The organism is Mesorhizobium sp. B2-9-1 (genome assembly GCF_006439455.1).
Lineage (GTDB): Bacteria > Pseudomonadota > Alphaproteobacteria > Rhizobiales > Rhizobiaceae > Mesorhizobium.
In genome coordinates, this window is the sequence record NZ_VFTP01000012.1 from 119,035 (window position 1) to 142,259 (window position 23,225).

A 23,225-nucleotide genomic window follows, 5' to 3' on the forward strand; every position below is an offset into this window, starting at 1 on the left:
GCCGCCGACGGCGAGGTTAGGCCGTCCTTCGGCGCGCCGCTTCCCGCTCGACATCCTCAGCCGAATAACCGCCGGCAGCCGGATCGAAGGCTGCCCACCCGCCGGCTTCATATTCGCTGCGGCGGTCGGCGATGTTGACTGACGCGGAGCTGTGAAGGACTTCCCGGGCTTCCGAAGCGAGGTCGTCCTCGACGCGAGCCGTCACCAGCGTGCCGCCGCGGCGAACGCCTTCGGCATAGACATGCGCGTCTTCCTCCGGCACGCCGGCATCGGTCAGGCTGCCGATAATGCCGCCGGCCGCGCCGCCCACAATCGCTCCGGCGACGGCGCCCGCGGCTGTCGACGCCAGCCAGCCGGCCGCGACGACCGGGCCGACGCCCGGTATCGCCATGGCGCCCAGGCCTGTTGCCAAGCCTCCGGCGCCGCCCACGACCGCGCCGATACCGGCGCCGCTGGCGGCATCCTCGGCGGCCGGCGATTGCGTGTTTCGATACCAGCCGCGGGCATTGTTGGCCATGATGCTGATGTCGGATGACGGGACGCCGGTGGATTCCAGCTCGCCTACCGCGTCAGCGGCGTCGTCATAATCGTCGAACAGCGCGGTGATCGTTTGCATGTCGGTTCTCCTGTCTATTGTTGGCCGGCGAAGACGTTGCCCTGATAGTCGAGTGCAACGGAGGTGCCCTTGCCGTCCTTCGTCGCCTGGCCGCGCCAGATGCCCTGCTCGTCTTTGGCGAGCGCTGACACGTCCGCATAGCCGGCATCCTGGATGCGCTTCTTCGCCTGTGCCTCGGTGAAGCTGTTTGCGCCGGGAACCGGAGCGGGTGGTTTGGGTGTCGACGCCGATTTGACCGCCGGCATGCTCGCGCTGGCGCGGGCGATCTTCTCGATCATGTCCTGGTGCATTTTCAGTGTCGGCAAGGTTTCCGCCGCGAAAGATTTGAGCGCGGGATTGTCTCCGTCCTTGGCGTAGGCCTCGAACAGGCCGACTGCGTCCGCGTGTGCCTTGCGCTGCATCTCCACGTAAGGCTGATCCAGCGAGGCCGTCGTGCTCTGCAACCGTTCCAGATCGCTCTTATGCTGCGCATCGGATCGCGTCGGTACCTGCAATTTCTGCTCGGCGGCGATCTTCTGCAGTTTGGCGTTCGCCGCGCCGTGGTCGGTGATCATCCGCTTGGCGAAATCCTTGATCTGCTGATCCTTCGCATTGTCTTGCGCGATCTTGCTGGTATCCACCTCAAACATCCCGCCGATGGCAGCCTTGTCGACGAAGGTCTGCGCGTCGTCGGCGGCGAAGGCCGGAAGGGCAAGCATCAACGCGACGGCCGTCGATGGAACGAGCAACATACGCATGCTCATGGCTGAAGGCTCCCTTGCTGTTTGATGGGACCGAACCGCTATTCCCGGCCTTTGTTCCGCGACAGACTTGTGATGGAACCCGCCTGCTCCGACCGGGCGGGTTTCTGATCGATCGACCATGGCGAAGCCCGGTCAGTGGGCAAGAGAGGAGCCGGTGAATTCGTCGATGAGCATCGGCCCTTTTTCACAACTGGGCCTTTGCCACAATCAGGCGCTCAGCACCGATGCAAACCGGCCTTTGTCTCAGAGCTCTGCTCGCGGGTGGAACGAAAGCCGAATCCGGGAGTCTGGAGAGGGCGGCAACAGCGTCGCCGATAGCCGTGGTCGTGCTACTGGCCGCCTATGGCGCCAAGCGGGATGGCAGCCGTGAAATTGAGCCCGCTCGGAGCGAGCCGCAAGTCCACCGTCGCTCCGAGTTCGTACGGCAAAGTGCCCTCCAGAACCTCCAAGCCGAAGCCGCGCCGCTCGACGGGTTTGAAATCGTGGGATCCGCTCTCCATCCATTTGAAATGGAGCAGGTCCTCTTCCAGCTGCCATTGGATGTCGATGCGGCCCGCGCGGCTGGACAGTGCTCCGTATTTCAGGGCGTTGGTCGCTAACTCGTGAATGGCCAGCCCCATTGTCTCGGCGGCCTTGGGCGCAAGCGTCAAGGGCGGACCTTCGATCGTCAGGTTCTCGCCTTCCCGGCCGCCCGCAGCACGCAATTCTTCCGCCACGATCAATGCCAGACTGATACCGATCGACGGGCGGCGCGTGATCGCCGCCTGGACCCGGGCGAAGGCGTTGATGCGGCCTTCCAGATGGGCCGCGGCTTCGTCCAGGGATTCGCTCTTCTCCATCGTGCGCCGCACGATCGAGCGGATGACGGCCAGCGTGTTGCGCACGTGATGCTGCAATTCGGCGAAGCGGGCCTGCTGTTGTTCCTCGCATTCCTTCTGGCGCGTGATGTCCTGACCGATGCCCCCGATCTGGGCGACCTTTCCCGCTTCATCGCGCATCGGAAAATCGGCGTTGCGCAGCCAGCGTATCTCATTGTCGGCCGGCCGGCATATCCGGTATTCGAAGGTGACGCTTTCGCCGTCGCGAATGCGCTCGATCTGGGCCAGCACATGCTCGCGGTCTTCAGGCAGGACAAGCTCGATCCAGCTGGCGAAGTTGTCGCCGGCCAGGGCCCTTTCACGGCTCATGCCGTAAATGGCGTCGAAGGCCGGGGTCAGATATTCCCACTGCAGCGTCTCGGCGTTGCGGATCCAAAGCACGTCCGAGGCGGCCTCTCCGAAATCCTGCAGGTTCTCCTCGCTTGCGCGCAGCCCGGCTTCGGCACTCGCATGCTCGTGCAGGGCCGCCTTGACCTCGGCCAGCCTGCGTTCAAGCGGCTTTTTGGGCGGACCCTTTGACATCACTCTTCATTGGCATCGAGATGCCTGCCTTCGCGATCGAGATGCAGATAATTGGGATTGAACAGCGCGACGTCCCGCAATGCCTGGAGATTGGGAATGGTCAGCGTCCTGTCCCTTAGCACAATGAGGTTCGAGGCGCGCAGCTCCTGCAGGGTGCGATTCACATGAACCGTTGACATGCCCAGCGTCTCGCCCAGTTCCGTCTGCGTCAATGGGAACTCGCAACTGCTATTGCTCGTGCAGCCGGCGGCTTCAAGCCGGATGAACAGCTCGCATAATAAATGCGCCATGCGCTCCAGTGCATCGCGCTGCCCGAGGTTGACGGTCCACTCGCGCTGTATCGCCGCTGCGACGAGCGATTCCCACCACAGCGCCTGGGTGATGCGCGGATGCCCAATCATCATCTCGTCGAAGGCCGTGCGCGAGATTTCCGACACCACGACCGGCGTGATGGCGCCGATAGAGTGGTCCATTTCCTTCAGGACGAAGACATTCAGATCGCACAGGTCCCCAGGCAGGAAAAATGCGATGATCTGCCTGCGGCCGTCTTCGAGGGTCTTGTAGCGGCAGGCCCAGCCCTCGCTGATCAGATTGATGAATTCGGGCTTCTCGCCCTCGTGGATGATATCCTCGCGCGCGGCGAAACGCCGGACCCGTTGCGCCGCTATTCTGAGCAGCATGTCCTTGTCGGCGTGCGAGAGCCGCGTGAACTTCTCGAGCTTCCGGATCAGAGGCCGCCTCATCCTTGTCCTTCTTGTCTGTGATACACAGAACGACCGGGCAATGACCTTACCTATGTTAACGTCCATTTGCCGCGCACGACTGCGCGCAGGAAGCGCATATGGACGAGAAAGTCGCCGATGCTCGCGCACCGTCCTGGAGACGCGTATTTTCCGGAGCAGGATATCACAGCGGCGATTTTCGCGCTCGGTTTCACGGCTACCGATCCCGTTGCGACGTGCGAAGAGGCTTGGAAGCGCCTGGTCAAGATCGCGTCCAGATGGGCATGACCGATCTCGACCGGCCGGAGCCGCCGATTGATCATGCGTCGTGAGCCAAGCGCTGAGAAGCGGCTGCCGCGGGTGTCCGCCACCGGCTACGACGCAGCCGCGTCCCTCTCGTGTTGCCGAAATCGCGGGCTTGACAAGCCACTGCCGACCGATCCGGCGCGCCACCCGCTGGACATGACGCTCCGGCCTGCGACCCTTGAGAGATCCTCGCCGGATTAGACTGTCATCAAGTCGAAGCTGACGGCGTGTCCGTGCTTGACGGCCGACCGCGCGATCATGTTGCTCAATTGAGGAGACTCTATCGAGCAATCCGGCATGACAGTCAGGATGGCCCGCGTGGCCGCGGCCACCGACACCGGCGAGCGGTGCGAGGAACGCGTTTCCATATAGTGCTCGATGAGTTCGTTCAGACGGACAGGATGATATTTGATCACGCTGCACCTCCCTAAGCCGCGCTTTATTTCTCTTGCAGCCAACGAATGCTCCCGGTCTCGCGGTCGCGCATTAACCCATGAGAGGGAGGTGGAAATTCTTTCAAGCTTCGGCGCTGCAACGACACGTCTGGAGCAGCCGGCATCTGAAGATGCGCCGCCATTGAGATTTCGGGCCGCGGACCCTTTCCGTTCCGAGATGCATCGGCCGCGAGATGTCGTCGCGGCGGTCGCTGGTGCGCAGGGTGGATGCGAAAGGATCAAAAAAGCGGTCATTCAACTCGACTCCGGAGAATAACTGCCGCACCATTCGGTGGCAGACCGCCCGGCACCGGCAAGAGGCGCGTCGAGCAGCGCTATGGTGTGTCGAGGAGCCCTGGCCATGATAGAGAAATCTGAGCTCGGCGGCCGCACCGTCCTGATCGTGGAGGACGAGTATTATATCGCCCTCGAGGTGGCGCGCGCGCTCAGCTGCGCCGGCGCCGAAGTCATCGGGCCTTGTCCATCCGATCGGGCTGCGCGGGCCGAACTCGAAGAGCGGCGCCCTCATGCGGTTCTGCTGGACATCAATCTTGGACCCGGGCCGTCATTCACCTTGGCCGACTCCCTCAAGGACATCGGTGTCCCGTTCGTTTTCATCACCGGCTACGACCAGGATGTGATTCCCGGCCGGTTCGACGACATCGAGCGGCTGCAGAAACCGGTGCAACTCAGGCAAGTCGTCGGAGCCATCTCCAAGGCGCTGGACGGACTCCAGCGGCAGTGACGAGGGCGAGGTCCTGCGAGGCCGCAAGCAAGTGGTCGAGGCGTTGGCGCTTCGGTTAATCACACTGGCTTTGCGCGCATTCCCTTCGCCGGCGGCTTCAGCCAAACGCATCCGCGCCAGGTCATTCCGGGCTAGAGCAATTCCAGGAAAAGTGTGAGCGGTTTTCCGTCTGGAATTGCGTCAAAACAAAGAGATAGAGCGGTTCGCCGTTTCCGTGAAACGGTGAATCGCTCTAGCGAGAACCGAGCGCCTTGGCTTCGCGCTCCAGCGTTGCGCGGTCATTGCCGTGTTTGCGAATAAGCTCCCGGGCTTCGGGCATCGTCAGCTGGAATTTCCGCGCGAAATACGCGACCTCATATTCTTCGTCGCCCGATACGCGGTCGCGGTCGCGGAAATCGCGCTTGTTCTTGTCGTCGACCATCACCGTTCCTCCTGGTGAAGAACAACGTCCGCCGGTAAACGTTCCGCCGGCCGCTGCACCGAACATGCGGCTCGGTGCGGTTCGGAAGTCCTCCGTCGCACCCGCCGGCGTACCGAGCGCCTGATCGAAGAAACGGGGTGGCCGTCGCGAGGGGCCGCCTTTTTGCCGGAACGATCCCGCTGGCAGCTGGATCAGATCGGGGCGGACAAAATCTCGGCTCGCCGATGGATGCCGGCCAGCACACCGGGGCGGCAGAGCCGCCGGCATCCTGATCTCAGCTCTGGTCGCCAAGCAATATTCTGGCGTCCTCGGCAGCGGCGATGAAAGCCTGGCGTGCGACCCTTGGCGGCTCCTGATTGCGCAACACCGCAAGACAGGCCTGGATCGCGCGGTGCCGTGTCCTCAAATCGGGCTTGGGCCAATCGTGCAAAAGCACGTCAGCCGCGTCCAGCACCGACACGACGACGCGGTCGCGGTCGATGCGACCTGGCTGCACCACGACCGGTTTGCGAAAACGTTTGATGCGATAGCGCATGGCCGCTTTGCCGCTGAAACGGTGATCGGACACGGCATCATCCTTCAATCGGCGTTTGCGACAACAACCTATGTTAAGGCGGCGCGACCGATCGTGGCGCAAAGTGCGGCCGCCTTAGTTCCCTCACCGAGGCAGGCCCGGTCTGCGCTCCTGTGTCACCAACGAGGATAAGCAGACCGGGCTTTCAATTGGCTTCGCAATGCGTGCGGGTAAAGGCCTTCAGCGATCTCATCCTCCCTCGAAAGCGCGCTTCTTCAATAGACATAGACGCGACCGCTGCGATTTCCGTCTTGTCGAGCATGGGCGCCGCCGTGTGGCGAGATTGGCCTAACTGTCGCCTCGCATGGACGGCCGGCGGAACCTTTGGCCGCCAACTCGGTTAGCCGGACGACCGCCTCCAACCGGGAAGGAAAAGCCATGCTCGGTATCGATCTGTGGGCCTTCGTCGTGATCGGCGGGCCGATTATTCTCCTGCTCGTGCTCGTTTATACTCTTTTGACTCGCCGGCACCGAGGACCGGCCGAACGCCGCGAGAGCGATCGTGCAACCGAGCGCCTATACCGCAAGCAAGGGGACTGAGGTGAGGCTCACCCACAGTCGCCGGCGACGGAACCAGCCGGTCAGGTTGCTGTTTACATCCCGGATGAAGATTTGAGCTCGGAGCAACGGTCGATGGCCGATGACGAGTTGCCGGGCGTGCTGGCGACGCTGCCCGTGATCGACGCCAAGGCGGAGCCGACGCTGAAGAGCGCGGAGGCGGAAGCTTTCTATACGCACGCGATCCGCGAGCTCGCCGCCACCGACATTCCTTTTCTAGTTGCCGGGACATATGCGGTGAGCGCCTATACCGGCGTCGTGCGCCAGACCAAGGACCTCGATATCTTCTGCAAGGCAGGCGATTGCCCGCGCATCCTCGCCCATTTCAAGGATATCGGCTACGCCGTCGTGATCGAGGACGATCGCTGGCTGGGGAAGGTCTTCGAAGGTCCGCATTTCTTCGACGTGATCTTTGCTTCCGCCAACGGCACCATGCAGGTCGAGGACCAGTGGCTGGAGCATGCCCGGCAGGTCGAGCTGCTGGGCAGCCGGGTCAGGATCATCGGACCTACGGAACTTATCTGGTCGAAATGCTTCATCCAGGACAGGGGACGGCACGACGGCGCCGATATCGCCCATACCATCCTCAAGGCACATGAGCAGATCGACTGGCAAAGGCTGCTGTCTTATCTCGACATCCACTGGGAGGTGCTGCTGATGCAGTTGCTGAATTTCCGCTGGATCTATCCCAGCGAACGCGACCGCATTCCCGACTGGTTGCTTGACGATCTGCTCGACCGGCTCGCCAGGCAGCGGCAATTGCCTTCACCGAGGATGAAGATCTGCCGCGGCCGACTGCTGTCGCAGGTCGACTACGAGATCGATGTCAAGGAATGGGGCTTTGCCGGTGTCGGCGGCGTTGGAGAATTTCACGATGGCTGAACAAAGCAGGGCAAGCGGCAAAACGAGCGGAAACGGCAAAGTCAAAGTCGCCGCGGTGGGCGATCTGCATGTTCAGGAAGATGCGCAGACCTCCCATCGCGACCTGTTCGGCGAGGTTTCGCGCGAAGCCGACATCCTGGTGCTTGCGGGGGACCTCACCAATCTCGGCAAGCCGAAGGAGGCCGAGCTTTTGGCGGAGGATCTCCGGGCCTGCTCGATTCCCGTGGTCGCGGTGCTCGGCAACCACGACTACGAATCCGGTTGCGCCGAGCAGATAGCGGCGACACTTCGCCAGGCCGGCGTTTACCTCCTCGACGGACAGGCGACGGAGCTGATGGAAGTCGGCTTTGTCGGCGTCAAAGGTTTTGTTGGTGGGTTCGGCTCGAGGATGCTCGGGTCCTTCGGTGAGCCGGCAATCAAGGCCATGGTGGCCGAGAGCGTCAGCGAGGCGATGCGGCTGGAAAATGCCATGCGGCAAGTCCGCGCCAAGCGGACGCTCGTGGTGCTTCACTACGCCCCGATCGCGGAAACGGTCGCCGGCGAGCCGCCCGAGATCTTCCCGTTCCTCGGCTCTTCCCGGCTGGCCGAAACGATCGACCGGTTCAAGGTGAGCGCCGTCGTGCATGGTCACGCGCATCGAGGCACCTTCGAAGGTCAAACTCCCGGCGGCGCGAAAGTCTACAATGTCGCCATGCACGTCGCGAAGCCGACGGGCCGGCCCTATGCGCTGCTCGAGATCTGAGCCGGCCAGGGGCATCCTTCTCGAGATCGATGAATTCATTGGCGCCGAATGCGAGCCCTTCTGAGTCCTCCTGAATGGGCGCCAGGTCAGCTATCGGTGGCCGCGCCCCGCAAGAAGGAACAACGGCAGCGACGCAAGCTGCGCGATCACGACGAAAGCTATAACCGCGGGCAGGGAGCGTTCGTATAGCAGACCAGTCGCGATGCTTCCAACGAGCCAGCCGACGCCATAGGCGGCGTAGAAGAGCCCAAACGCCAGACCGCGCCGGCCTTCCGGCAGGATTCCCGCGATGACTGCCTTCAGCAGGGTGTCCTGCGTTGCGTAGCCGACGCCCCACAACGGCATGGCAAGGACGATCGGCAGCAGAGTGTTCTGGAACGCCAAGGGTGCGAACAGCGCCGAGAGGACCACGCCCGCCAGAATCACCGGGAGGCCGATGCGGTCATAGAGCCTGCCCAGCACGAGGTTGGCGATCACGCCACAGCCGGTCGAGAGCGCCAGCAGCACAGGTATCCATGGTCCTGCAACCAACTGCATCCGTGCCAGGTGGAAAGCGACGAGCTCGTAGCTCATCAGCCCTGCAGCGAAGACCGCGGCCGCAGCCATGTAGAGCCAATAGGGTGCGCCGAATCCCTTTGCTTCCGCTGTGGGTCGGTCCTCGAGGCGTGCGGGGACCGGAAAGCCGACGCGCGCGGCCACCAGGGCGGCGCCCGCAAGGACCGCCGAGACGAACAACCACGCGAAACCAGTCCGGTAGTCGCCACCCAGCAACAGCACCAGCGCGATGACCAGCGGGCCGACCGTTGCGCCCGTCTCGTCGAGGGCAGTGTTCAGGCCGTAGGCCCAGCCGCGTCCGAGCTTGCCGGTGGTATAAGAAATCATCGCCTCCACGGTCGGCTTGCGGATAGCCCGTCCGATGCGTTCGGCGATGATCAGGACGCCCGCGATCTGCCAGCTGCCCGCCAGCGCCATGGCGGGGACGGCAAAGAGATTGATGGCGTAGCCCACGAATGTCACCAACCAGTAGCGGCCGGTCCGATCGGCGACGTAGCCGGAGACCGAACGCAAGGCATAGCCGAGAAACTCGCCACACCCGGCGATGATGCTGACAGCGGCCGCGCTGGCGCCTAACGCACCCAGGAACTGGCCGTTGATCGCGGCGCCTCCCTCATAGGTGACGTCACCGAACAAATTGACGACACCCATCATGAGGACGAAGCGAAGTGCAGGCGAATCTGTGAAATCGGACGTGCGCTTCATCATGACCACCACGAGCGACCGAGCCAAAAGATGATGCGCGAGCGGGCCAGAAACCTCCCGGTCTAAATGATTTCGCTCGTTGGTGGTTCCAGGCTGCAACGCTCACCCGCATTCAACTGCGCAGGCTTGACCAACGAAAACGGCGCCTCCTTAGAACCCGCCGTCGGAACCGTATCGTCGTTATTTCATTGGGAAGCCCAGAGCGCCTGAGAAGACGTGGTTTCAGAAGCTGAAAGGATTTGCAGCAGATGTCCGCCGTCAAGTCTAAACCCCGTCTTCGAGGATTCAGCGTGCTGGCGGGGAAGGGGCGCGCGCAACGACATGAAAGCTGTGGCTGTTGATCGATTTGGTCCGCCATCAGCTCTGACGCTGCAGCGGCTTCCGGTGCCGAGGCCCGCCCGCACGATCAGGCAACGAAGCGGACTACGCCGCCGTCGACGCGCAGAGCCGCACCGGTGGTCGCCGAAGCCTGCTCCGAGCAAGCGTAGACGATCATGTTGGCCACCTCATCGGTGGTCGCAAAACGCTGAATGAGGGTGGTCGGGCGCATCGCCTTCAGGAAGCCTTGCTCGGCTTCCTCCTGCGTGATCCCGTTCGCCTCCGCCTGCTTTGCCATGAAGTCACCCAGGATCTCAGATCGAGTAGGGCCCGGCAGGACGGCATTGACGGTGACGCCCGTGCCCGCGGCCGCCTCGGCAAGCCCGCGCGAGACCGCGAGTTGCGCGGTCTTTGTCATGCCGTAGTCGAGCATCTCCTTCGGGATATTGACAGCGGACTCGCTGCTGACGAACACGACCCGGCCCCAGCCCTTTTTCACCATGCGCGGCAGGTAGTGGCGCGTCATGCGCACGCCGCTCATGACATTCAGCTGGAACAGGCCAAGCCAGTCCTCGTCGGGGATATTCGCAATGTCTTCGATGCCGTTGTAGTCCCGGATATATGCCGTACCCACGTTGTTCACGAGGATATCGGCGTCCGGTACCTGCGCGATGAAAGCCTCGACACCTTCGACGGTGGCCAAGTTTGCTGCAACGCCAGTGATATTGCTCCCAGGAATGGTCTGCCGAATTTGTTGCACCGCCTCGTCTACCCGGGCATTCCCACGGCCGCTGATAACGACTGACGCCCCTGTACGGGCTAAACCTTCCGCAGTGGCACGGCCGATGCCCGCCGTTGACCCGGTGACAATCGCCTTCTTACCTTTGAGGTCTATATTCATTTCAACTATCTCCAATCTTGGCCGGCGCGGCCTTTACCCCGCTCAATGTGCTGAGGCGCTGGGCAGCCCAAGTCCAAGGACCCGCAGGTTAACCTGCCTTGACTTCTACTTTCGCCTCCGCCGCGCCCGCGAGGCGTTCGACCCATTCCTGGTGATAGCGATAGAGCCCACCGGGACGCTTGCGCCCGAGTTCGTCGAGGAACCACGAGCCCTGTTGCGTTTCCTCGGTCAGCACGTGGCAGCCATCATCTGTGGGAGTGATGACCCAGCCATGGTACGCGCTCGAGCCGGTGTCGTCACCATCGACAGTCGTCGCCCACGCAAGTCGGCGGAAGGGCTCGCACTCCGTAACAACCAGGCTCATCGGGAATCCGACGGTCACTCGGCTGTATTTGGTCCCGCGCGCCAATTGCCTTTCGCCGCCCAGGATTTTGACCTGGTCTTCAGCAGGAAAGTAGCTCGACCAGTTCTCAGCATCGACCAGCAGCTTCCATACCACTTCTGGGGGTGCTTTCACGTCGATGTCGTTGAGCGCATAGATCGCCGACGTTTTGGGGTCGTACTTCTCGGGCCAAATCACACGGTCGTACACCGACTACTGCTCCTTCTTGAACAAATCCTGGAAGATGAGCCGGCCCCAGATGCGGCCGCGTGCGTGCACCAGCGCGCCGCCCTCGTTGAGCTTTCCCAGCTTGACGGGTGCGAACCCGAGCTGTTTGGCCAAGGCCGCCACGGGAGCGGTCGCGTCCTCGTCGTCGCTCGACAGGAAGACCACCCGGTGGCCGCCCTCGACGACCGGATCGGCAGCCAGGGTGGCTGCAATGAGGTGATTGAAGCCTTTCACGAACTTGGCGCCGGTGAACGACTTCGCAACGAAGGCGGAGGACGGGAGGCCGTCCAGCTCTTCGGGTTCAGGAAACGCGTTCATCGCGTCGATGACCGTCTTGCCGTTCCAACTCGGCAGGGCTTTCGCAACCTCGCGATGCTCCCCGAAAGGGACCGCCAAGATGATTGTGTCGGCCTCGAGTGCTTCCCGCAGCGACTTGGCGACCACCGTGGGTCCAATCGCTCGAGCCTGCGGCGCCAATGCCTCGGGGGGCCGGCGGCTCGCGACGGCCACGTCGATGTTCTTGCGGGCGAAGGCGCGGGCGAGGGCCTGGCCGATCTTGCCGAAGCCGATAATTGCGTAGCTCATTATATTCTCCTTTGCTTCTTTCGTTGCGGTCAGAGCTTGTAGCCGCCGCTTGCCTCAATCGTCTGGCCGGTCACCCAGTGGCCTTCATCGGAAGCCAAGAACGCCACGACGGCGGCGATTTCCGAAGGCTCGCCAAAGCGTCCCAGCGCGATCTGTGCCTCGACCGCCTTTACGAGTTCGGAATTCTCTCGGAAGGCGGCGTTCGCGTCGGTTCGCGTGTAGCCCGGCGCTACGGCGTTCGCGGTAATTCCGCGTGGCCCCAGCTCTGACGCGAGTGCTTGGGTAAGATTGTTGATGGCCGCTTTGGCCATCGAGTAAATGGGCGCGGCTGTCACGGGCTTCGTCGCGGCAGCGGAAGAGATGTTGATGATGCGCGCGCCATCGGCGAGACGACCCATGGCGGCCTGAACGATGAAGAAGGGCGCGCGGGCATAGACGGCGATCAGGGTGTCCCAACTGTCCGGCGTCGCGTCTTTGAAGCCAATCCAGCCGATATTGCCAGCGTTGTTGACCAGAATGTCGAGGGCTTTGCTTCCCTTCCGCTTGGTGAACTCGGCGTCGAGTTTCTCGAACAAGGTCGGGACGGTCGCCGGGTCAACGAGGTCCGCGTGGATTGCGAACGCAGTACCTCCAGCTTTCTCGATGGCCGCGACCGCCTCGTCTGCACCAGATTTGCTGGCGTTGTAGGTCAGCGCGACAGTCGCACCATCTTTTGCGAGACGTTCGGCGATGGCGCGGCCAATGCCCCGCGATGCCCCGGTAACGAGAGCAGTTTTGCCTTTAAGGGATTGTTCCATTTTTATTTTCTTCCGTGGGTGTGCGAATAATGGGATCAGTGGAGTGATCGGCCGCACGAGGCGGGTCAGAGTTGCGCCAGGCCGCCGTCGACGGCGACCTCGCTGGCGGTCATGAAGCTGCTGTCCGACGACGCGAGAAACGCAGCCACCGCCCCGATCTCCGCCGGATCGGCCATGCGCTGGAGCGGAGTCATCGCGCCGTAGGCCTTCTGGCCTTCCTCGCCTAGCGCCTCCTTCGCGAGTTCGGTCGCAGTCGCCCCGGGCGACAACACATTTACGCGGATGCCTGTGCCCTTCAGGTCCTCCGCCCAGGTCCGCGCAAGGTTGCGCACGGCCGCCTTGCTCGCGCTGTAGGCAGTGAATCCCGGGGCGCCCGTGGTGCCGGCGCTCGATCCGGTCAGGATGATCGAGCCGCCCTGGCCCATCAGCGGCAGCGCCTTCTGAACCGTGAAGATCGTACCCTTCACATTGGTGTCGAAGGTTTCGTCAATGTGCGCGGCGGTGATCTGGCCGAGCGGAAGCGGGCCGCCGGCCCCGGCATTGGCGAAGACGATGTCGAGGCTTCCGCGCTCGGCCTTCACCGCCGCGTAGAGCCGGTCGAGGTCGGCCCCATTTGAGACCGAGCCCTTCACCGCGCGGGCACTGGGCCCGAGGTCGGCCACGGCAGCGTCGAGCGCTTCCTGCCGGCGGCCAAAGATGAAGACGAAGGCGCCCTCCTCGATGAAGCGCTTTGCCGCGGCGCGGCCGATGCCGGTGGCGCCGCCGGTGATGACGGCGGTCTTTCCATTCAGTCTGTTCATGTCATGCATCCTTCGTTTCGCCGTCTTGTGTCCTTGGCTGTACGGGGGAAGTCCCGCGAGAGCCTTGAGATGGGTTCGCCGAAGTCGGGCGGTGAGTGCGCAATCGCGCACATCGGTGGTGCGAAAACGATCCAGTCAGATGATCGAACGCCGCGACAACCGCGCGAACCACGGCTGAGCGTGTTAGAACGGGCTTTGCAAACCGCACTCCGCGGCAGGAATGCACCATGATCGACTGGGACGATGTTCGCTACTTTCTTGCCGCCGCGCGCGGAGGCTCCGTGCGGGCTGCCGCTGAGCGCCTCGGTGTGAACCACTCGACCGTGCTGCGACGCATCGCCCAGCTCGAGGAGCGCCTCGGGGTGCACATGTTCGAAAAGCTGCCTTCGGGCTACCGCCTGACGGCTGCGGGCGAGGAGGTCCTCGAGTTCGCGGACCAGATGGAAGCGTCGTCGCACCTGCTGGAGACGCGCATCCTTGGGCGCGACCAGAGCGTGCGCGGGCTTCTGCGGGTGACGCTGGCGCCGCCCCTCGCGACACACCTGCTCATGCCGGACTTCGCCGATTTCGCGCGTCTGCATCCGGACATCGAGATGGACATCTTGTCATCCGGCGAGCTGGCGAATCTGACCAACCGGGAGGCCGACGTCGCGATTCGCGTTGTCTACGACCGCAAAACCCTGCCGCTCAATCTTCACGGCCTGAAGGGGCCGGAGGTGTTTGGCGGCGTCTACATGTCTCGCGATCGACTGGCCGCGTGGCGTGCGGGCGCGCCTGATCCCATCCGGTGGATCGTCATAAGCATTCATGGAATTCCGGATTGGGCGAGCGACGGCGAGGTTCGCACCACCGGGGTTCCATTCAGGACCACGGACGGCGAGGCGCAGATCGTTGCCGTACGGCAAGGGCTCGGGATGACCACGCTGCCGTGCTTCGTTGGAGATGCCGACCCTCTACTGGTGAGGGTGCCGGGAACCGACCTGCACATGTACGGGACGCTCTGGCTTCTCACGCAGGGGGAGTCCCGCAAGACGAAGCGCGTGCGGCTCTTCACCGAGTTCATATCCCGCAGGCTTGCCGCGCACGCGCCGCTTCTCGCGGGGCTGTCCATATCGCGCGACTGACCCGCGGCAGGTCGCCGGGCACGCTTGCGCATCTGACGGTTCGGGCGACGGGAGGCTTCAGGGCGGAAAACTTTTTGAGCGGCTACGGTCTCTTAGGGTTTGACGCTTTTGTCGCCATAGCCGCCCCATGCAGCCGGCGCGCTTGCGGCCTGCGACGCTTGAGCGGGATTGAGCGCAGTATTCCACTTCGCGGCGATGAAGCGTCGGCCGGTTGCGTTATTCGAATCATCCGACGCCAGCCACACAACGGGCGCCGCCATGATTTCGGGCTGAAGTAGGGCCTTTGGGTCCGCAACACCTGCCGCCATTCTCGTTGCAACTGCGCCGCCGGGCGAAAGTACGTTGGCCGTGACGCCCGTCGACTGAAGCGACGTTGCGAGAGCCGCGATGAAGGCTTCTCCAGCCGCCTTGGTCATTCCATACGCGACATGACCCGGTTCGAGCATGGTATCGAGGCTGGTGGAGATGAAGATGATCCGACCCCATCTGCGCGCGACCATGTCGGGGGTGACCAGCCGGATCAAATTGATCGAGGCAAGCGTGTTGATCTCGAACAACTGCCGGAACTGATCCGGTGTGACGTCAAGAGGCCGTTGTACCGGCGGGTTTGGGACGCCCGCATTGCTGACAAGGACATCGACGCGCCCGAATGCGCGCATGGCGGCATCGACCAGGTCAGCCAGCTCTTGTTCATTGCCGAGATCGGCAGTCTTCACGGCGGCGCGCTCGCCCGCTCCGCTGGCGCATCGTGTCTCGTCGAGCGACTCGATGTCTGTCGACGTCAAAAATACACGATGGCCTGCGCCTAGCAGAGCCATCGTCATGGCGCGCCCAAGGCCGCGTCCTGCACCAGTCACGATAGCTACGCGCTCGCTCATGCGTCGGGTCATGATTAAGAACGCCTCATCCAACCGAGGGTTTCCGCGGCTCTGTCGCGCCTGGGACTCGCGCTCTTAATCGCGCGGGCGCTGAACACCGAAACAGATGGAGGCTGGTAGTCCTTTTTTCGTCAGCCTGAGACCGCCATCGTCGTCCCGAATCGGCGATATTCTCTTTTGAAATCAAGAGTGCAATTTTCTGATGAATCGGCGAGACGGTTCTCTGTTATGCAAAAATAAATTGCGGTGCCAAATCAGCGCACTACGATGGCTCAGGACAATCGAGTAGGAATAGGGGGCGGCCGTCGCCTACAAGATTCCATTTATTCAACGGCTTATTGAGGCTGAGGATAATCGGCAATACATCGTTAGTTCTAGAAAATGCGTTCAGATGGGTAATTTATAGCCTATACGGCGCGTTTTTCGCAACCGGAAAGGAGGGCCATCGGGGCCGTCCATGCGTGGGTTTGTTGACAGATATGCGTCGTAACGGCAATTAATTACCCATTATGGAGCAGAATCGAAGACTCGCTACGCAACCTCGCCAGCGCAAAACGGCCAGCTTCCTGTCGGCTCATCCGGTATTCACCCGCGCAGAGTTCGCAGTGGCCCTCGGCCACCCGGCGGGCGGGGCCAATGTGACGAGCCTGCTCCGGTACCATCTGCGGGCCGGTAACATCAAGCGCGTCAGCCGCGAGGTGTTCGCGGCCGTACCGGCTCACCTGACAGCGGACCGGATGGTGATCGACCGCTTCGCTGCGGCGAGCAGGCTGCGCCCCGATGGCGTTTTGGGATTTCACTCCGGCCTTGAGCTGCATGGCATAGCCTATTCCGAGTTCAACGAAGTCCAGCTCATCAGCGCCGGCCGAACCGAACGCGTGGAACTGTCGTTTGGCGCTTGCCGCTTCGTCACGCCGCCAAAGACGTTGGCGGCGACCGGCAAGGCCGACTACCTGACCACGACCATGGATCGGCAGGGGGTGACGGTCCGCGTGACGGCGGTCGAACGCACGATCGTCGATGTCCTGCACCGACCGGAACTCGCCGGCGGCGCCGAGGAAGTTCTGAAGTCACTGGACCTGGTCCGCTATCTCGATCCGGCGAAAGTCGCCGACTATGTCGAACTGCTGGACAACAGCTCGCTCGCTTCGGTTTGCGGCTGGTGGCTCGAAAAGCGGCAACGCGCGCTAGGCGTCACCGATGACGTTCTGTTACGCCTGCGAGCACGTCTTCCACGCTCGAAGCACTACGCGCTGGGCGCCGAGCCCGGTCACGCTGTGCTCGTCCAGCCGTGGCGCGTGCTTCTCCCGACGCAGGCGGTCGACGCCTCCTTCGAAGGCGTCTGATGGTCGCATCGCGAGAAACGCTTCAGGACCTTGCGGCCGAGCGGCAGCTCCAGCCGGCGACGTTGGAGAGGGTGATCCGGCTGATCGACATTCTCGACGCGTTGAGCGCCGACGCGCTGATCGGACCGCGCATCGCCTTGAAGGGCGGAACGGCGCTCAATGTCTTCCATGCCAATCTGGATCGCCTCTCGGTCGACATCGATATCAACTATGTCGGTGCAATCGAGAAGAAGAGGATGGATGCGGACCGGCCGGGGCTGGAGGACCGGATCGAGCGGCTGATGGAATCGAAAGGCTACGCCGCGCGGCGCGGGCCATCCGAGCACGCCGGCGGCAAATGGATCTACCGCTATGCTTCCGCGCTGGGCGGGGCGGGGACGGTCGAGATCGATATCAACTATCTCTTCCGTGCTCCCCTTTACGGCGTGGGCCGCATGCCGTCGGCAGCCATCGGATCGTATCGAGCGATGGACGTGCCGGTCCTTGACATCCACGAGATCATCGCCGGCAAGATGGTCGCGCTGGTTACGCGGCGCACCGCACGCGATCTGTTCGACGCACACCGGATCATCGCCATGCCGTCTCTCGACTGGGCAAAGATCAAGGCCGCCACTTTGATGATCGGCGCAAGCGCCAAGAGCTTCGATTGGCGCACCGCCTCACCCGCAACGATCGGATGTGAGGTCGGCGACATCACCGGCAAGCTGACCATGTGCCTACATGACCGATATTTCGATGCCTTCGGCGGCCCAGCGGCATGGATCGACAAGGTCACGGCCGAGTGTCGAGAGAAACTCGCGCTGCTGTTTCAGTTCACGGTAGGCGAGAGAGCGTTCTTGGACAGTATACTTGATCGAGGCGAGATAGACGCGTCTCCTATGGACGTTCCGGAATCCGTGAGCGCCGCGATAGAAGCCTGTCCGGCGTTGCGATGGAAGGCGCAGAACGTCAAAGCTTGGAAATCCGGTGACAAGTCGCTGGCGCCACGTGCGAGACGAGGACGACGACCTGCGGAGCCTACTCCATGAAGACTTGGCTGAGCGGAGCTGTGTCGAAACGACTGGTGCTGGGCAGTGGCGCCGAGACTGCGCACGAACTCGAGGTCGAGATTGAGCGGCTTCGCGACCGCCTAGCCGCAAATGAGGCCGAGCGGAAAGAGCTTGAGGCCGCGCTGAGGAATCTGGTGAGCCGGCGCTCGGCCGCGGCCGCAAATTATTCACCACCCGTCATTGCAGATGCGCCGGGGGTCACTGCCGCGTCACCCACCGCGGAAAAGATCGCGCTGTTTCGGGCCTATTCGCAGGCCGTGCTGACGTATTCCCTGTCAGATGGGAAAATCGGAAGGCCGCAAAGTCCGGTTATGCGCCCGCGTGCGCCAACGAGTGGGTGAAAGGGGTATGCGGCAAGCCTCAGGTCAAATGCGGCGAGTGCCCTCATCAAGCCTTCATCCCGGTCGCCGACGACATCATCGAAAAGCATCTGCGCGGCGAGGCCGCACGCGGCTCTGGCGGCGATTTCGTGGTGGGTGTTTATCCGCTGCTTCCTGACGAGACCTGCTGGTTTCTGGCCGCCGATTTTGACGAGGAGAACTGGGTGGCTGACGCCTTGGCCATGTTGGAGACTTGCCAGGCCAAGGGCGTTCCTGCGGCCCTTGAGCGGTCTCGATCCGGCAATGGTGGTCATGTGTGGATTTTCTTCTCTGAGCCGGTTTCGGCGCGCACCGCTCGGCAACTTGGCGCGACCATACTGACGGAAACGATGGAGCGTCGCCCGGAAATAGGTTTCGCCTCATACGATCGCCTTTTTCCGAGCCAGGATATCATGCCGGTCGGCGGCTTCGGCAATCTGATCGCTTTACCTTTGCAGCGCCGCGCGCGCGAGCTTGGAAACAGTGTCTTCATCGACCAAGATCTTCGTCCATACGACGACCAATGGGCGTTTCTGGCGGCGATGCCACGGCTATCGGCCAAGGCCGCCGCAGAAATCGTCGACGATGCGGAGACGCGTGGCCGTATTCTGGGCGTCCGCATGCCCGTCGAAGATGAAGAAGCGGACGAGCCCTGGCGCATGACACCGTCTCGGCGCCCCAAAGCGGGGCCGGTCGGCAGTCCCCTGTCGGGCAAGATCACGATAGTGGTCGCCGACCAACTCTATATAGACCGGACCGATTTGCCGCCGACAATGACGACGCGGCTCATACGCCTGGCGGCCTTCCAAAACCCTGAGTTCTATCGTGCGCAGTCCATGCGTTTCTCGACCTTCGGCAAGCCTCGGATTATCTCCTGCGCTGAACTTCACGCGCGTCATGTGGGGCTGCCCCGCGGATGCCTTGACGAAGCTGTTGAGCTGATCCAAGGCGAGGGCGCCGAGGTTGAGTTGAATGATCTGAGGGTGATCGGCGATCCGCTTGCGAGCCGAATACGGTTTCAGGGGGAGTTGCAGGAGACGCAGGTTAAGGCATTCGAGGCCCTTCTTCCGCATGAGCACGGCGTGCTCGCGGCGACGACCGCTTTCGGCAAGACGGTGGTGGCCGCAGCCCTGATTGCACAACGCCGACGCAATGCGCTCGTTCTTGTTCATCGCCGCGAATTGCTCACCCAGTGGGTGGAGCGGCTAAGGACATTCCTCGATATCGATCCGAAAGATATCGGCGTAATCGGCGGCGGACGCCGCAAGCCAACCGGTATCATTGATGTCGCATTGATCCAGAGCCTCGTGCGCCGAGGTGAAGTATCCGACATGGTAGCGAACTACGGTCATCTGGTTGTCGATGAGTGCCATCATCTTTCGGCGGCGAGCTTTGAGCTTGTGGCCCGCCGGGCGAAAGCGCGCTATGTCCTCGGACTGTCCGCGACGGTGGCCCGCAAAGACGGTCACCATCCAATCATCTTCATGCAATGTGGCCCAGTTCGGCATCGCGTTGATGCGCGTGCCCAAGCAGCGGGGCGGGGAATTGTTCACCGCGCGAAGACTCGATCGACGCAGTTTCAACTGCCACCGCCTTTGGCGGACTCGGATCGTCCTGCCATGCCAGCGATTTACGCGGCCATCGCGCAGGACGAGACACGTAATAACCTGATCTTCGACGACGTGTTGAAGGCGCTGGAGGCAAAGCGCTCACCGATCGTGCTCACCGAGCGCCGGGATCATCTCGAATATTTGCAAGGCCGCTTTTCGCGCTTCGTGCGCAATCTTGTCGTCCTTCGAGGAGGAATGTCAGCGGCCGAACGCAAGGCGTCAGATGCTGCCCTGCGAGTGGCAGACCATCAGGAGCGGCTCATCCTCGCGACAGGGCGTTACATCGGCGAGGGCTTTGATGATCCAAGGTTGGACGCGCTGTTCTTGACGATGCCCATTTCGTGGAAAGGCACGTTGGCCCAATATATCGGTCGGCTTCACCGGCAACATGCTGGTAAAACAGAGGTTCTCGTTGTCGACTATGTCGATGACCTTGTGCCCATTCTCGCGCGAATGGCGGCTAAGCGGCGATCTGGATACCGGGCGCTCGGCTATACAGTCGAGCCGTCTGCCGCCACGGCAGTACCGGTTGGACACTCGTGAGAGCTGTGATGTGCCGATCTTGATTTCGTGGACGATGGTCACCGGCGCCGCTGGGAATAGGAGTAGAGCCCACATGGGGCATCGGATACGGATGAATGTCACGCGGGAAACATTTGCTGAACGGAGTCTATTCGATGAGATCCAAGCGCGGAAACACGAAGTCGGCGATCAAGCCGAACAGGGAACCCAAGCTCTCGCGTAGCCATGCGCCCGCCGATCTGTCGCCTGTGGACTGGCAGCGCGGCTTGCGCCGCCAGTTCGGCCGCGAGCAAGCCTTCGGGCTCGAGAATCTGACTGGCGAACCGTTTTTCTCTGAGTTTCGGGTCAGCAATCCCGCCTCGAAATCGAGCTACCGCGTGGCGATCCGGGGCATGGGACCTGGCGGCAATTTCTGCTCATGCCCCGACTATGCGACGAGCGAGCTCGGCACCTGCAAGCACATCGAATTTACCCTCGCCAAGCTGGAGAAGAAGCGCGGCGCCAAGGCCGCGTTTGCTCGCGGCTACCAGCCGGCGTTTTCCGAGCTGTATCTTCGCAACGACGGCAGGCGCCGTCTCCATTTCCGCGCCGGAACAGACAGCCCACCAGCGTTGCGCGAGGCGGCCGCGGCATTGTTCGAGGCCGATCATGACGGAATGCTGCCGGACGACCGCCTGGGCAAGCTCGAGTCTTTCATGGCCGTGGCATCCAAGTCGGGCCACGAGTTCCGCGCTTATGACGATGCGCTCGATTTCATCGCGGGAAGGCGCGATGCGGAGCGCCGCGCCGCTAAGCTCAACGAACTGTTTCCGCTTGGGGCCGCCGACCCCGAAGTCGGAAAGCATCTGACGGTGCCGCTTTATCCCTATCAGGCCGAAGGCGCCCTGTTCGCCGTGCGGGCGGGCCGGTCGCTGATCGGCGACGACATGGGACTGGGCAAGACCATCCAGGCGATTGCAGCGGCGGAAATATTGGCCCGGCATTTCGGCGTCACAAAAGTGCTCGTGATCTGTCCGACCTCGCTCAAATACCAATGGCAGAGCGAGATTCTGCGTTTCTCCGGCAGGAAAGGCGAGAACGCGGCGCGGGTCATCAATGGCGGGCGGGCGCAGCGCCAGAACGACTATCGTTTGGACGATTTCTGCAAGATCACGAATTACGAGAAGCTCAAGCCCGACCTTGATCTGATCGCCGACTGGGCGCCCGATCTCGTAATCGTCGACGAGGCGCAACGGGTGAAGAACTGGAACACCATTGCGGCGCGGGCCTTGAAGCGAATCGACAGTCCCTATGCGATCGTGCTGAGCGGGACGCCCTTGGAGAACAAGCTCGAGGAGCTGATCTCGATCGTTCAGTTCGTCGATCAGCACCGGCTGGGGCCGACCTGGAAGCTGCTGCACGAGCACCAGGTCAAGGACGAAGGCGGTCGCGTGACCGGCTACACCGGGCTCGAGAAGATTGGCCAGACACTGGCGCCGATCATGATCCGCCGCCGTAAATCCGAGGTGCTAAAGCAATTGCCGCATCGTCTCGACCAGAACCTTCTGGTGCCGATGACGGAGATGCAGATGCTCCATCACCAGGAAAACGCCGACGTGGTGGCGAAAATCGTGCAGCGCTGGCGGCGGACCCGATTCTTGTCGGACAAGGATCAGCGGCGGCTGACCTGCGCGCTGCAGAATATGCGCATGTCGTGCAACAGCACCTATCTCCTGGACCAGGAGACAGACCATGGCGTCAAGGCCGATGAGCTGGCGGCCCTGTTCGACGATCTGTTCGCCGAGCCGAAAGCCAAGGCGGTGGTGTTCTCGCAATGGACACGGACCCACGACATCGTCATCCGGCGTCTCGAAGCGCGCGGCTTGGGCTATGTCAGCTTCCACGGCGGCGTGCCGTCGGACAAGCGGCCAGCGCTGGTCGAGCGCTTTCGTCACGACCCCGCCTGTCGCGTGTTCCTGTCCACCGATGCCGGCAGCACGGGCCTCAATCTGCAGCATGCCTCGACTCTCGTGAACATGGACCTGCCGTGGAACCCGGCCGTGCTCGAGCAGCGCATCGCACGCATCCATCGCATGGGTCAGACACGGCCCGTGCGGGTCATCAATTTCGTCGCTAAAGGCACCATCGAGGAGGGGATGCTGTCGGTGCTGGCGTTCAAGCGCTCGCTGTCGGCTGGAATTCTCGACGGTGGCAGCGGCGAGATTTCGCTGGGCGGCTCGCGTCTCAATCGCTTCATGAAGGAGGTGGAGAACGTCACCGGGAGCATGGGTGAAAGCGAGGCCGTGACGCCGACGGAAGAGGTCGGAAACAGCATTGCCGCTGCCGACGACGCAGGACCTGCGGTAGGCTCGAAGGCGGATTCGGATATCGATGCCGGCGATGTCGCTTACACGAACGGGCCTATGGTGCCGCGGAGCGATCCCGGTTCCGATCCTTGGCTAGCCTTGGCGCAGGTGGGTGCGCAATTCGTTGCCGCTCTGGCGGCCGCCAACGATCCCAAGGCTCCGGCGCATCCGTGGATCGAACGCGATCAGGCAACCGGCGTGCGGAGCCTGAAAATGCCGCTGCCGCCGCCGGAGACCGCGCGGCAACTCGCCGATGCGCTGTCCTCCCTCGCCGACAGCCTGCGGGGCAGGACTGCGTAGCCGGCCGGCCGAGATCGGACAATGATCGCTCGGCTGGCGGATGGGTAACTGCGCGGTCCATCGACATTCAGAGCCCGGAGTGGTTGCCCGCGATGTCACCCTGTTCGCTAGTTCCCCGACACAGGGATTTTGAAAGGTTGCGGTTTGTCTGGTGCAAGAGTTTCCGTTCATGTCCGTGAAATAAGCGCAAACGCCGGAGATTGGTTGAAGCCGCCCCAACGTCGTCATTCTATGGCGGAGCAAGGAGCGAAGCGACGCGCGCAGACCATAGAATCCAT

At 62.5% G+C, this 23,225-nt stretch carries 24 protein-coding genes; 10 read left to right on the forward strand and 14 right to left on the reverse strand.

The genetic code is table 11. From position 1 onward, the window contains the following. Positions 1–16: 16 nt before the first annotated feature. From FJW05_RS20135 to FJW05_RS20155, 5 genes are all read right to left on the reverse strand, one after another. Complete coding sequence (locus tag FJW05_RS20135; RefSeq protein ID WP_140635117.1) at positions 17–616, reverse strand: hypothetical protein; 600 nt, start codon at positions 614–616, stop codon at positions 17–19. Between the two features lie 14 nt (positions 617–630). Then, entirely contained in the window at positions 631–1,359 is a 729-nt protein-coding gene (locus FJW05_RS20140; protein ID WP_140635118.1) for a DUF4142 domain-containing protein, read from the reverse strand. Between the two features lie 329 nt (positions 1,360–1,688). Then, positions 1,689–2,759, reverse strand: coding sequence for an HWE histidine kinase domain-containing protein (locus FJW05_RS20145; RefSeq protein ID WP_140635119.1), 1,071 nt, complete (start codon positions 2,757–2,759; stop codon positions 1,689–1,691). Continuing rightward, positions 2,759–3,502: a Crp/Fnr family transcriptional regulator gene (locus tag FJW05_RS20150; RefSeq protein ID WP_181165017.1), complete on the reverse strand. Its 744-nt coding sequence runs from the start codon at positions 3,500–3,502 to the stop codon at positions 2,759–2,761. Before FJW05_RS20150 ends, FJW05_RS20145 begins: the two co-directional genes overlap by 1 nt. Positions 3,503–3,984: 482 nt before the next feature. Beyond that, positions 3,985–4,203, reverse strand: coding sequence for a hypothetical protein (locus tag FJW05_RS20155; protein WP_140542259.1), 219 nt, complete (start codon positions 4,201–4,203; stop codon positions 3,985–3,987). 379 nt (positions 4,204–4,582) lie between these two features. Here FJW05_RS20155 and FJW05_RS20160 point away from each other — a divergent pair, with 379 nt between their 5' ends. Further along, positions 4,583–4,966: a response regulator gene (locus FJW05_RS20160; protein WP_210239103.1), complete on the forward strand. Its 384-nt coding sequence runs from the start codon at positions 4,583–4,585 to the stop codon at positions 4,964–4,966. Positions 4,967–5,198: 232 nt separating this feature from the next. Here the strand turns inward: FJW05_RS20160 and FJW05_RS20165 are convergent, their stop codons facing one another. Both FJW05_RS20165 and FJW05_RS20170 read right to left on the reverse strand, forming a co-directional pair. Further along, the gene (locus FJW05_RS20165; protein ID WP_140542258.1) at positions 5,199–5,387 is read right to left on the reverse strand and encodes a DUF3606 domain-containing protein; all 189 of its coding nucleotides are present in this window, start codon (positions 5,385–5,387) and stop codon (positions 5,199–5,201) included. Positions 5,388–5,661: 274 nt separating this feature from the next. Next, positions 5,662–5,955 carry a DUF982 domain-containing protein gene (locus FJW05_RS20170; RefSeq protein WP_246673550.1) on the reverse strand — a complete coding sequence of 98 codons (294 nt, stop codon included), beginning with the start codon at positions 5,953–5,955 and terminating at the stop codon, positions 5,662–5,664. A 384-nt stretch (positions 5,956–6,339) separates the two neighbouring features. Between FJW05_RS20170 and FJW05_RS27490 the strand changes: the two genes are divergently transcribed. The 3 genes from FJW05_RS27490 to FJW05_RS20180 all read left to right on the forward strand — a co-directional run bounded on the left by FJW05_RS27490 (position 6,340) and on the right by FJW05_RS20180 (position 8,143). Beyond that, positions 6,340–6,501, forward strand: coding sequence for a hypothetical protein (locus FJW05_RS27490; protein WP_181165014.1), 162 nt, complete (start codon positions 6,340–6,342; stop codon positions 6,499–6,501). Between the two features lie 93 nt (positions 6,502–6,594). Further along, positions 6,595–7,401, forward strand: a complete 807-nt coding sequence (locus tag FJW05_RS20175; RefSeq protein ID WP_095768838.1) for a hypothetical protein — start codon at positions 6,595–6,597, stop codon at positions 7,399–7,401. Continuing rightward, entirely contained in the window at positions 7,394–8,143 is a 750-nt protein-coding gene (locus FJW05_RS20180) for a metallophosphoesterase (protein WP_140542257.1), read from the forward strand. The genes FJW05_RS20175 and FJW05_RS20180 overlap by 8 nt, the downstream gene beginning before the upstream one ends. A 90-nt stretch (positions 8,144–8,233) precedes the next feature. Here the strand turns inward: FJW05_RS20180 and FJW05_RS20185 are convergent, their stop codons facing one another. The 6 genes from FJW05_RS20185 to FJW05_RS20210 form a co-directional block, all read right to left on the reverse strand. Then, positions 8,234–9,406: an MFS transporter gene (locus FJW05_RS20185; protein ID WP_246673552.1), complete on the reverse strand. Its 1,173-nt coding sequence runs from the start codon at positions 9,404–9,406 to the stop codon at positions 8,234–8,236. Between the two features lie 403 nt (positions 9,407–9,809). Beyond that, complete coding sequence (locus tag FJW05_RS20190; RefSeq protein ID WP_140635121.1) at positions 9,810–10,622, reverse strand: SDR family oxidoreductase; 813 nt, start codon at positions 10,620–10,622, stop codon at positions 9,810–9,812. 88 nt (positions 10,623–10,710) lie between these two features. Then, positions 10,711–11,214, reverse strand: a complete 504-nt coding sequence (locus FJW05_RS20195; RefSeq protein ID WP_140635123.1) for an SRPBCC domain-containing protein — start codon at positions 11,212–11,214, stop codon at positions 10,711–10,713. 3 nt (positions 11,215–11,217) lie between these two features. After that, the gene (locus tag FJW05_RS20200; RefSeq protein WP_140635125.1) at positions 11,218–11,817 is read right to left on the reverse strand and encodes an NADPH-dependent F420 reductase; all 600 of its coding nucleotides are present in this window, start codon (positions 11,815–11,817) and stop codon (positions 11,218–11,220) included. A gap of 29 nt (positions 11,818–11,846) precedes the next feature. Continuing rightward, positions 11,847–12,614: an SDR family oxidoreductase gene (locus FJW05_RS20205; RefSeq protein ID WP_140635127.1), complete on the reverse strand. Its 768-nt coding sequence runs from the start codon at positions 12,612–12,614 to the stop codon at positions 11,847–11,849. Between the two features lie 65 nt (positions 12,615–12,679). Continuing rightward, entirely contained in the window at positions 12,680–13,414 is a 735-nt protein-coding gene (locus tag FJW05_RS20210) for an SDR family oxidoreductase (protein ID WP_140635128.1), read from the reverse strand. Positions 13,415–13,641: 227 nt separating this feature from the next. Here FJW05_RS20210 and FJW05_RS20215 point away from each other — a divergent pair, with 227 nt between their 5' ends. Then, on the forward strand, positions 13,642–14,538 hold the full coding sequence (locus FJW05_RS20215; RefSeq protein WP_140635129.1) for a LysR family transcriptional regulator: 897 nt from the start codon (positions 13,642–13,644) through the stop codon (positions 14,536–14,538). 92 nt (positions 14,539–14,630) lie between these two features. Here FJW05_RS20215 and FJW05_RS20220 read toward each other — a convergent pair whose 3' ends face one another. Then, entirely contained in the window at positions 14,631–15,428 is a 798-nt protein-coding gene (locus FJW05_RS20220) for an SDR family oxidoreductase (RefSeq protein WP_140635131.1), read from the reverse strand. A gap of 593 nt (positions 15,429–16,021) precedes the next feature. Between FJW05_RS20220 and FJW05_RS20225 the strand changes: the two genes are divergently transcribed. From FJW05_RS20225 to FJW05_RS20240, 5 genes are all read left to right on the forward strand, one after another. After that, entirely contained in the window at positions 16,022–16,762 is a 741-nt protein-coding gene (locus FJW05_RS20225; RefSeq protein ID WP_140635133.1) for a type IV toxin-antitoxin system AbiEi family antitoxin, read from the forward strand. Continuing rightward, entirely contained in the window at positions 16,762–17,790 is a 1,029-nt protein-coding gene (locus FJW05_RS20230; protein ID WP_140635135.1) for a nucleotidyl transferase AbiEii/AbiGii toxin family protein, read from the forward strand. Before FJW05_RS20225 ends, FJW05_RS20230 begins: the two co-directional genes overlap by 1 nt. Next, entirely contained in the window at positions 17,787–18,152 is a 366-nt protein-coding gene (locus FJW05_RS27610; RefSeq protein WP_210239104.1) for a hypothetical protein, read from the forward strand. Before FJW05_RS20230 ends, FJW05_RS27610 begins: the two co-directional genes overlap by 4 nt. Next, positions 18,149–20,323 (forward strand): DEAD/DEAH box helicase, encoded by a 2,175-nt coding sequence (locus FJW05_RS20235; protein ID WP_210239105.1) that lies wholly within the window; start codon positions 18,149–18,151, stop codon positions 20,321–20,323. Before FJW05_RS27610 ends, FJW05_RS20235 begins: the two co-directional genes overlap by 4 nt. A gap of 134 nt (positions 20,324–20,457) precedes the next feature. After that, the gene (locus FJW05_RS20240) at positions 20,458–22,947 is read left to right on the forward strand and encodes a DEAD/DEAH box helicase (protein WP_140635137.1); all 2,490 of its coding nucleotides are present in this window, start codon (positions 20,458–20,460) and stop codon (positions 22,945–22,947) included. The last annotated feature ends 278 nt before the right edge of the window (positions 22,948–23,225 follow it).